The sequence below is a fragment of the Cupriavidus sp. genome, assembly GCF_057315035.1.
In genome coordinates, this window is sequence record NZ_DBHKYV010000024.1 from 114737 (window position 1) to 124410 (window position 9674).

7 protein-coding genes are annotated in these 9674 nt (G+C 65.8%); 6 read left to right on the top strand and 1 reads right to left on the bottom strand.

Features of this window, described 5'->3' with window-relative positions; all coding sequences use genetic code 11:
- Positions 1-2: 2 nt before the first annotated feature.
- On the top strand, positions 3-2936 hold the full coding sequence (locus tag ACO550_RS25005) for a salicylate synthase (RefSeq protein WP_315596507.1): 2934 nt from the start codon (positions 3-5) through the stop codon (positions 2934-2936).
- A 25-nt stretch (positions 2937-2961) separates the two neighbouring features.
- Here the strand turns inward: ACO550_RS25005 and ACO550_RS25010 are convergent, their stop codons facing one another.
- Positions 2962-3681 (bottom strand): 4'-phosphopantetheinyl transferase family protein, encoded by a 720-nt coding sequence (locus ACO550_RS25010; RefSeq protein ID WP_315596506.1) that lies wholly within the window; start codon positions 3679-3681, stop codon positions 2962-2964.
- A 216-nt stretch (positions 3682-3897) separates the two neighbouring features.
- Here ACO550_RS25010 and ACO550_RS25015 point away from each other — a divergent pair, with 216 nt between their 5' ends.
- The 5 genes from ACO550_RS25015 (at position 3898) to ACO550_RS25035 (ending at position 9644) form a co-directional block, all read left to right on the top strand.
- Complete coding sequence (locus tag ACO550_RS25015) at positions 3898-5250, top strand: amidase (protein WP_315596505.1); 1353 nt, start codon at positions 3898-3900, stop codon at positions 5248-5250.
- 132 nt (positions 5251-5382) lie between these two features.
- Positions 5383-6354, top strand: coding sequence for a TRAP transporter substrate-binding protein DctP (locus tag ACO550_RS25020; protein ID WP_315596504.1), 972 nt, complete (start codon positions 5383-5385; stop codon positions 6352-6354).
- A gap of 101 nt (positions 6355-6455) precedes the next feature.
- Complete coding sequence (locus ACO550_RS25025) at positions 6456-7007, top strand: TRAP transporter small permease subunit (RefSeq protein WP_315596503.1); 552 nt, start codon at positions 6456-6458, stop codon at positions 7005-7007.
- A complete protein-coding gene (locus tag ACO550_RS25030) occupies positions 7007-8317 on the top strand; it encodes a TRAP transporter large permease subunit (RefSeq protein WP_315596502.1) in 1311 nt (436 codons plus the stop codon). Before ACO550_RS25025 ends, ACO550_RS25030 begins: the two co-directional genes overlap by 1 nt.
- 31 nt (positions 8318-8348) lie before the next feature.
- The gene (locus ACO550_RS25035; protein WP_315596501.1) at positions 8349-9644 is read left to right on the top strand and encodes a D-amino acid dehydrogenase; all 1296 of its coding nucleotides are present in this window, start codon (positions 8349-8351) and stop codon (positions 9642-9644) included.
- Positions 9645-9674 lie beyond the last annotated feature (30 nt).

Sequence of the window (9674 nt, forward strand, 5' to 3'; positions counted from 1 at the left end):
CCATGACTTCCCATACCCACGATATTGCAGCCCCAGACACCATCGATACGCAACTGCTCGCATGGACTGCCCGGCACGCCCATCGTACCGCGCTGGTATCCGAAAGCGTGCGCATGACCTACCTCGAACTCGAACGCCGCGTGCAACATCTGGCCGCCGGCTTTGTCGCGCTCGGGATCTCGGCTGGCGACCACGTGCTATTGCAACTGCCCAACAGCACCGGATTCCCGACTGCGCTACTGGCCTTGATCCGGATCGGCGCATTGCCGGTGCTGACGCTGCCGGCCCAACGGGCGCGCGACCTTGCGTCGATCTGCGACACCGTCGCACCCGTTGCGTGGATCGTGCAGGACGGTGCACCGCATGCGCTGGCAATCGACATTGCCGCGCACCATGACAGCCTGCGCTACATCATCGCCGATGGCGCCCCGGACGGCGAACCCGATGCCGACCATCTCACGCTCGACGCGGTGGCCCTGACCGGTGCCATGACGGGCGGGCCTGTCCCGTGCACCATCACGCATGCCACCACCAACGACATCGCACTGCTGTTGCTGTCTGGCGGCAGTACGGGCACGCCAAAGCTGATACCGCGCACGCATCGCGACTACCTCTACAACATCAATGCCTCGGCGGCGTTGTGCGGTTTAAGCACGGACACGGTTTACCTGGCTGTACTGCCTGCCGCACACAATTTCGTGCTGGGCTGTCCGGGTATCCTCGGTACGCTGGCATCGGGCGGAACCGTGGTCATGAGCCAGTACGTGAACTGCGACGACGCGATGCCGTTGATTGCCCGCGAGCGCGTCACGCACGTTGCCCTGGTGCCGCCGCTGGCGCGTCTGTGGGCCCAGGCACGCGACTGGGAAGACAGCGACCTGTCTTCGCTTCGGCTGGTCCAGGTGGGTGGTGCGCGACTCGATCCGGCGCTCGCGCGCACCTTGCCCGCGCGGCTTGGCTGCCCGCTGCAGCAGGTCTATGGCATGGCCGAAGGCCTGCTCTGCTATACGCGGCTCGACGCCCCGTCAGAGACAGTGTTCGAGTCGCAAGGCCGCCCGCTGTCGCCCAATGACGAGCTGCGCGTTGTCGATGCCGACGGACAGCCCGTGCCGGACGGCGCCGTTGGCGAACTGCTGACGCGTGGCTCCTACACGATTCGCGGCTACTATCGCGCTCCGGCTCACAACGCGCAGGCATTTACGGCGGATGGCTTCTTCCGTACCGGCGACCTGGTTCGGCTGCAACCCGATGGCAGCGTAGTAGTGGTCGGCCGCGTCAAGGAGCAAATCCAGCGCGCCGGAGAAAAGATCTCCGCCACCGCCATCGAAGCCGCATTGAGCGCGTGCGCGGGCGTCAGCGATGCCGTCGCGGTGCCGGTGCCGGACGAACTGCTGGGTGAGCGAATCGGTGCCTGCCTGCTGGCGGCCGGCACCATGCTCGAAGACCGGCCAGACGCCGCCATGCTGCGTGCCGCCTTGCTGACGCGCGGGCTGGCGGCACATCAGTTGCCCGACCAGATCATCTGGCTCGATCAATGGCCGCTGACGGCGGCCGGCAAGATCGACCGGCGCCGCCTCACCGAGCTTGCACTGGCCGACGATGATGCACACGCCGGTGCTGGCGCACCACGCATGCAGTATCACTGCGGCCAGATCCCGATCGCCAGCGATCCGCTCGAACTGGTAGTGCGGATCGCCAGCCTGGAGCGTACTGCGGTACTTGCCGTATACGAGCGCGACGGGGAATGGAGCATCGGACTCGATGCCGCACTGACGGTAAGCTGCAATGCAGCAGGCACGGTGACTGGCCATGACAACCGGCCGTTGCCGGGTGGTCCGCCTTGCACCGGCATTGCGCAGGCACTGCGCGCGGTGCCCGTGCAGGACTGGCGCGCTTATGGCCGGGCCGATTTCGAGTTCGCGCGGCTGCTGCAAGGCAAACCATGCAGCGGCACAGATCCACTGCTGCAATTGTTCATTCCGTCGCGCGAAATCCGTCTGCGCCATGGCCACGCCATTGTGCGCTGCCTGGATCGGGCGGCACTGGCACCGTTCACTGCGCTGCTGCGCGCCTACGACGCCGAGCCCGCACTACCGGACGGTATTCCGGTTGCCCTGCCCCCTGCCACCGGCGATGCATCGGCCTATCAGGCGGCCGTGGCCAATGCAGTGCGCGAGATCCGCACCGGGCGCTATGACAAGGTGATCCTGTCGCGCCGCTTGCCCGTGCCGCGCGATATCAGTCTGCCGCTCAGTTACCGGGCCGGCCGCCTGGCCAATACGCCGGCGCGCTCGTTCCTGTGGCGGGATCCCGCACTGCAAGCGTATGGCTTCAGCCCCGAAACCGTGGTCGAAGTCGGGGCCGACGGCCGCGTCACGACGCAGCCATTGGCCGGCACACGCGCACGCACCGGCGATGCCGATGTCGATGCACGACTGCGACGCGATCTGCTGTCGGACGCAAAAGAGATTGCGGAGCACGCCGTGTCGGTAGCGCTGGCGCTTGAAGAGCTGCACACGGTCTGCGGACCCGAGCCGCTGGTCGTCGATGAGTTCATGAGAGTACGCCCGCGCGGCACCGTGCAGCATCTGGCCTCGCGCCTGCAGGGCCTGGTATCGGCGGGCCGCAATGCCTGGGACGCATTGGCGGCACTATTCCCGGCAGTCACTGCATCAGGCATCCCGAAGCACGCCGCAATCGACAGCATCCGGCGGCACGAGCCCGTGGCACGTGGTCTGTACAGCGGTTGCGTGATGTTGGCCGATGCCAATGGGGCACTGGACGCGGCACTGGTGCTGCGCTCGGTCTTTCGCCAGGGCAACAATTGCTGGCTACAGGCCGGCGCGGGAATCGTGCGCGACTCCCGGCCCGCGCGGGAATGGGAAGAAACCTGCGAGAAACTTGCCAGCGTGGCGCTGCACCTCCGGCAGGCTTAGCGACGCGGCTCGCCAGGCGGAATGGCTACTGCGATGCGCGCGGCACACAGAGCGATGTCATCACCCATGTCGGCCCCGTGGCGAATGTCAGCCGAAACACCGTGCCCGCCGGCCATTGCGCATGCCAGTCGCAGGTCAGTGCCAGATCGACATAGTCGGGTCCGCACGCCGACAGGCACGCGGCGTCGAAATCATGAAAGCGCCGTACCGTCGGATACAGCGTCTTGTACAGCGATTCCTTGACGGAGAACAGCAGCGTGACGGCATCGGCGCCGGATCGTCCGGTGCCGCTCGCCAGGGCCGCAATGTCGGCCGGCAGCGCCACCGAATCGGCAATTTCGGCGGCACGATCGGCGGACAGCCATAGTTCGACATCCACGCCCACCGCAGCTACTTCGCTGGCCGGCGCCACCAGCGCGATGGCCTTGCCCATGGTATGGCTGATGGACCCTACCCAGCCGTCAGGCCAGACCGGCAGGCCGTCGCTACCCATCGCCGGCGCATCTGCCGACGTATCTGCCCCGGCACCCGCCCGCGCCAGCGCCAGGCGAGCGCAATAGCGGCCGGCGCGGAACTGGGTCTGCCGGCGTAGCGCCGCCTGTAGCAACGAACCCGGCAATGGCTCGGCGGCACAGCAAGGCGCATTATCGCCGTGCCAGGCCAGTCCCTGCAGCGACACCGCATCTGGCAAGCCCAGTGCCGCATGCAAACCTGCCCAATCGGCGTCGCACATATCGTCGTTCATGAGGTCATCAGCGTGATCGTTCAATGGAGATGCGCGAAAATGCGCGCATTGATGCCTCATCCGCCAGTGCGGCATCGGTATCGGGCGCGTTTCCCTAACCTGTCCTAGTTCCTTTGGCGTGTTTCTTTGGCCTTACCGCAACATACAGGGCATCCCTGTCTGTCAGCCAGCAGCGCTTCTTGCTACGCTTCAGTTTTCCTGAAGCGTGAGTTTAACGTGCTGCCTGATCTCGATTCGATCCATACCGCGCTGCGCAGCGGCGCCACCTCCCGCGCCGACCTGATTGCCGACGCGGCAGCGCGCGCCGCAAGCCCCGCCGGCCAGGCCGTCTACCTGCATACCACCTTCGATGCCGCGCGCCAGGTAGCCCGGACCGCCGATGCGGCAGCGCTGGCTGGCAAACCGCTGCATCCGCTGGCTGGCCTGCCGGTATCGATCAAGGACCTCTACGACGTGGCTGGCGAAGTCACGCGGGCGGCCGCGGCCGCCCGCCAGGATGCCGCCCCGGCCAGCGCCGATGCAACGGTGGTGGCGCGACTGCGCACGGCTGGCGCCGCACTGGTCGGACGCACCAACATGACCGAATTCGCGTTCTCGGGTGTTGGCATCAATCCCCATTTCGGCACACCGGTGAATCCCTGCGACACCGCCGTGGCACGCATACCGGGCGGGTCGTCGTCGGGTGCCGCGGTATCGGTGGCACTTGGCACCGCGGTAGCAGGCCTGGGCAGCGATACCGGTGGCTCGATCCGCATCCCGGCCGCGCTCTGCGGCATCACCGGCTTCAAGCCTACGGCGCGCCGCGTGCCGCTGACCGGCGCCTTCCCGCTGTCGTACACGCTCGACACCGCTTGTGCGATGGCGCGTACGCTGGCGGACTGCATCGCGGTCGACAGCGTGATCGCCGACGCGCCGGTCATTCCCGAGGTCCCTGCCACCACGGCAATCCGTTTGGCCATACCGCGCCAACTGCTGCTTGACGACCTCGACGAGGTGGTCGCGCGTGCGTTTGACCGCGCGCTCGGCCGGCTGTCGGCGGCAGGTGTGCGCGTGGAGCATGTGGACATGCCCGAACTCGACGAACTGGCCGGGCTCAATGCCGCAGGCGGCTTTTCGGCGCCGGAAGCCTATGCCCATCACCGCGCGCTGCTGGCCACCCACCGCGACCAGTACGACCCGCGCGTGCTGGCGCGTATCGAGCGCGGCGCGGCCATGAGCGCCGCCGACTACATCGCACTGCATCGTGCCCGCCTGGACTGGATCGCACGCATGCAGGCGCGGCTGGCGCCGTTCCATGCCGTGGCCTGCCCGACGGTGCCAATGGTGGCGCCGCCGATCGCGCCGCTGATCGGCGACGATGCGCTGTTCTTCCGCACCAACGGACTGCTGCTGCGCAATCCATCGACCTTCAACTTCCTTGACGGTTGCTCGGTCTCGCTGCCATGCCAGGCGCCCGACGAACTGCCCGTGGGGCTGATGCTGTCCCATGGTCCGATGCGCGACGCGCAACTGCTGGGCACGGCCCTTGCATTGGAACCGATCGTTCAACCGTCACGGCACGGAGGCTGAGCCACCACCGCGCCGTGACCGCAATACCATCCCATGTCACAGACATTCCAGACATGGGATGGCGGCAGTTCCAGGTAGTTCCAACCCGCGCAGTCGGGCAGGCGCCCACGCGCAACACCAGGAGAGATCGAGATGCGAGTCAAGGCAATGGCAGTCGCGGCGGCGGCACTGCTGCTGGCCGCCACGGCGGCACGGGCGGATACCAAGTGGGACCTGCCAACCGGATACCCGGCCACCAACCTGCACACCGAAAACCTGCAGCAGATGGCCAACGACGTGGACAAGGCCACCGGCGGCAAGCTCAAGATCGTGATCCATCCGAACGGCTCGCTGCTCAAGGCCAACGAGATCAAGCGCGGCGTGCAGACTGGCCAGGTGCAGATGGGCGAGATCCTGATGTCGCTGCTGGCCAACGAGAACCCCGTGTTCGGCGTCGATGCGGTGCCCTTCCTGGCCACCAGCTATGGCGACTCGTACAAGCTCTGGCAAGCCTCGAAGCCCGTCACCGACAAGGTGCTCGATCGCCAGGGCATGAAGCTGCTCTACGCCGTGGCCTGGCCGCCGCAGGGCATCTATGCGAACAAGCCCATCAATAGCGCCACCGACATGAAGGGCCTCAAGTGGCGCGCCTACAACCCGGCCACCTCGAAGATCGCCGAACTGGTCAGCGCACAACCGGTGACCATCCAGGCCGCCGACCTCGCACAGGCACTGGCCACCGGCACCGTCAATTCGTTCATGTCGTCGGGTGCAACCGGCGTGGACACCAAGGTATGGGAATCGGTCAAGTACTTCTACACCGTGGATGCCTGGCTGCCCAAGAACATGCTGGTGGTCAGCAAGAAGGCGTTCAATGCGCTGGACAAGCCCACGCAGGACGCCCTGCTCAAGGCCGTTGCCGACGCCGAAAAGCGCGGCTGGCAGGTATCGGAGCAAAAGACCAAGGAATACCTGGCCACGCTGTCGAAGAATGGCATGACCGTGGCGCCGCCGTCCGCGCAACTGAAGTCCGACATGCAGAAGGTGGGCGAGACCATGGTCAATGAGTGGGCCAAGAGCGCCGGTGACGACGGCAAGGCCATTCTCGACGCGTACAGGAAGTAATCGCGGTACCAGAGTGAACAACCCGGTGTGGAAGCCATTGCGCCTCCGCACCGGGTTCCCGTGTTTTCGCAATCACGCGTCAAAGGTAGCCCGTCATTCCCATGGAAGCCCCCAATCTCCGCAAGCGATGGCTCGACCATCTGCTTGACCTGTTCGCCGCCCTCGGCGCGCTCTGTATCCTGGCCGTCTGCATCGTCATGATCGCGATGTCCATCTCGCGTGAAACCCTGATCGTCCTCAAGGGCGGCGACGACATCGTCGCATGGCTCTGTGCCGCATCCGCATTCCTGGTACTTGGCCAGACGTTCCAGCACGGTGGCATCGTGCGCGTGGAAATGCTGCTCGAAGCCGTCGGCCCCCGGCGCCGCTGGCTGCTCGAAGTGGTTTCGCTGTCGATCTGCCTGGTGTTTGCCGGCTATGCCGCATGGGCCCTTGGCACTTTCGCGTGGCAAAGCTGGGATATCGGCGATGTCTCGCAAGGCCAGATCGTGATCCCGCTGTGGATTCCACAGAGCTTTGCCGTGATCGGCGCGATCGGCTTCATGCTGGCAGTCGCTGACGAATGGCTGCGCGTGGTGCGCCGGCAAAAGCCGCGCTACCAGTTGGCCCAGGAAGCCAAGCTCGCCGCCGGCGATTTCGGGGAGACCATCTGATGAGCACCGTACTCGTAGCGCTGGTCCTGCTGCTGGTGATGATCGTCTTCCTGGCGATCGGCGCATGGATTCCCGTGGCGATCGCCGTCACCTCGTGGGTGGGCCTGGTGATTTTCTCCGACCACGACGCACTTGTGAACCTGGCCAATTCATGGTGGTCATCGAGCGCGTCATACACGCTAGCCTCGCTGCCGCTGTTCGTGTGGATGGGTGAGATCCTGTTCCGTACCAAGCTGTCAGAACAGATGTTCAACGGCCTGTCGCCCTGGCTGAACTGGCTGCCGGGACGGCTCATGCACGTGAACATCCTGGGCTGCGGCATCTTTGGCTCGGTCTCGGGGTCGTCGGCCGCCACCTGTGCGACGATTGCCAAGTCCGCCCTGCCCGAACTGACCCGGCGCGGCTACGACGAGCGCATCACGCTGGGTTCGCTGTCATGCGCGGGCACGCTGGGCATCCTGATTCCCCCGTCGATCACGATGGTTGTCTACGCGGTGTCGGCCGATGTGTCGATCATCCGCGTATTCCTGGCCGGCTTCCTGCCGGGGCTGCTGCTGATGTTGCTGTTCTCGGGCTATATCGTGGTCTGGGCGTTGATGAACCCGTCACGCACGCCCGCGGCGGAGACCTTCGGCTGGCGCGCGCGCATGGCCTCGATCCGCCAGTTGATGCCGTGCATCATCCTGATCGCGTTCATCACCTGGATCATGATGGCGGGCTACTCCACCGCCACCGAGGCCGCGGCCTATGGCGTGGTGGCATCGCTGGGGCTGGCCTGGGCCGGCGGTTCGCTCACGCGCAAGGCCTTCTGGGAAAGCCTGATGTCGGCCACGCGGCTGACCGCGATGATCATGTTCGTGCTTGGCGCCACCTCGTTCCTGTCGGTAACCATGAGTTTCACGGGCATTCCGCGCGCGCTGGCCGAATGGGTGGCCGCGCTGCACCTGTCGCCATGGGCGCTGATTGCGGTGCTGACCGTGATCTACATCATACTGGGCACCGCGCTGGACGGGATCTCGATGATCGCGCTGACCACGGCCACGGTCTTGCCGATGGTGCAGGCCGCCGGCTTCGATCTGGTATGGTTTGGCATCTTCATCGTGTTGCTGGTGGAAATCGCCGAGGTGACGCCGCCGGTCGGCTTCAACCTGTTCGTACTCCAGAGCATGACTGGCAAGGACAGTAACTACATCGCACGCGTGTCATTGCCGTTCTTCATGATGATGGTTGTTGCCATCGGCATCATCACGGTCTGGCCGACCGTGGTCACGTGGCTGCCCGACGTGGTGATGGCGAAGGAGCTAAAGTAACCAGCGGTCATCGACAGGATCGTTCATCGAGATGCATGTCATCGTCATCGGCGCAGGCGCCATTGGCGTCAGTTCCGCCTGGTACCTGCGCCAGGCAGGTTTTGCTGTCACGGTGCTGGAACGGCGCGGCGCCCCCGCGCAGGAAGCCAGCTTCGGCAACGCCGGCGTGGTTGCACCCGGCTATGTCACGCCATGGGCGGCCCCCGGCATGCCGAGCAAGATCATGCGCGCGTTGTTCCGGCGCGAATCGCCGGTCCTGTTCCGGCCCAGCGCCGACCCCGCGATGTGGCGCTGGATTGCACGCTGGCTGCGCGAATGCGATATCGAACGCTATCGCGCCAACAAGCTGCGCATGCAGCGTGTGGCGTTCTACAGCCGCGAATGCATGCACAGTCTGCGCGCCGAGCTGGAAATCGACTATGAGCAGTCGCGCGGCTACCTGCAGCTGTTCCGCACGCAGCAGGATCTCGACCTGGCCGCGCCGGCACTGGCCCTGCTGCGGGAAAACAAGGTCCCGCACCAGCTTGTGGATGCGGCCGCTTGCCGGCGGATCGAGCCGGGGCTGACCGATGACACGCCGCTGGCCGGCGGGCTGCACCTGCCCGACGATGAGTCGGGCAACTGCCCGATGTTCGTGCGCCGCCTGCACCAGCATGCCGAAGCTGCCGGCGTGACGTTCCGTTTCCAGACCGAAGTTGCCAGGCTGCGCGCGGGCAAGGACGGCGCATGGTCGGTCGAACTGCAGCCCACGCAACGCGGTGAAACACCGGAAGCCATTGCGGCCGACCGTGTGCTCGTGGCGGCCGGCATCGACAGCGCACGGCTGTTGCGCCCGTTGGGCCTGAGCGTGCCGCTCTATCCGGTCAAGGGGTACTCGGCCACGGTCCTGGTGCGTGATGAATTGCAGGCGCCACTGGGCGCACTGATGGACGAATCGTTCAAGGTGGCCATCACGCGCATGGGCAACCGGTTGCGCGTGGCGGGTACGGCCGAACTGGGCTCGCGCAAGCTGGACCTGCGTCCGGCCGCGCTGAACACGCTGATCAAGGTGGCGCGCGACTGGTTTCCGGTGGCAGGCAACTACCAGGAGGCCACGCTCTGGGCCGGCGCGCGGCCGATGCTGCCCGACGGGCCGCCGCTGATCGGCGCCACACGCGTGCCCGGACTGTTCCTGAACCTCGGACATGGCTCGACGGGGTGGGCGATGAGCTGCGGATCAGGCAAAATTGCCGCAGACCAGATTGCTGCCAGCGCTGGCCAGGGCGAAGGACCGGCCATCGACATGGAGGGCCTGACCCCTGCGCGCTACCGGCTGGCACCTGCGTGACAAGGCCATGGACACGAACGCCCCTCCCGC

Coding starts and splice junctions, on each gene's coding strand:
- ACO550_RS25005 (WP_315596507.1), top strand. CDS start 3: ATGACTTCCCATACCCACGATATTGCAGCCCCAGACACCATCGATACG.
- ACO550_RS25010 (WP_315596506.1), bottom strand. CDS start 3,681: ATGAACGACGATATGTGCGACGCCGATTGGGCAGGTTTGCATGCGGCA.
- ACO550_RS25020 (WP_315596504.1), top strand. CDS start 5,383: ATGCGAGTCAAGGCAATGGCAGTCGCGGCGGCGGCACTGCTGCTGGCC.
- ACO550_RS25025 (WP_315596503.1), top strand. CDS start 6,456: ATGGAAGCCCCCAATCTCCGCAAGCGATGGCTCGACCATCTGCTTGAC.
- ACO550_RS25030 (WP_315596502.1), top strand. CDS start 7,007: ATGAGCACCGTACTCGTAGCGCTGGTCCTGCTGCTGGTGATGATCGTC.
- ACO550_RS25035 (WP_315596501.1), top strand. CDS start 8,349: ATGCATGTCATCGTCATCGGCGCAGGCGCCATTGGCGTCAGTTCCGCC.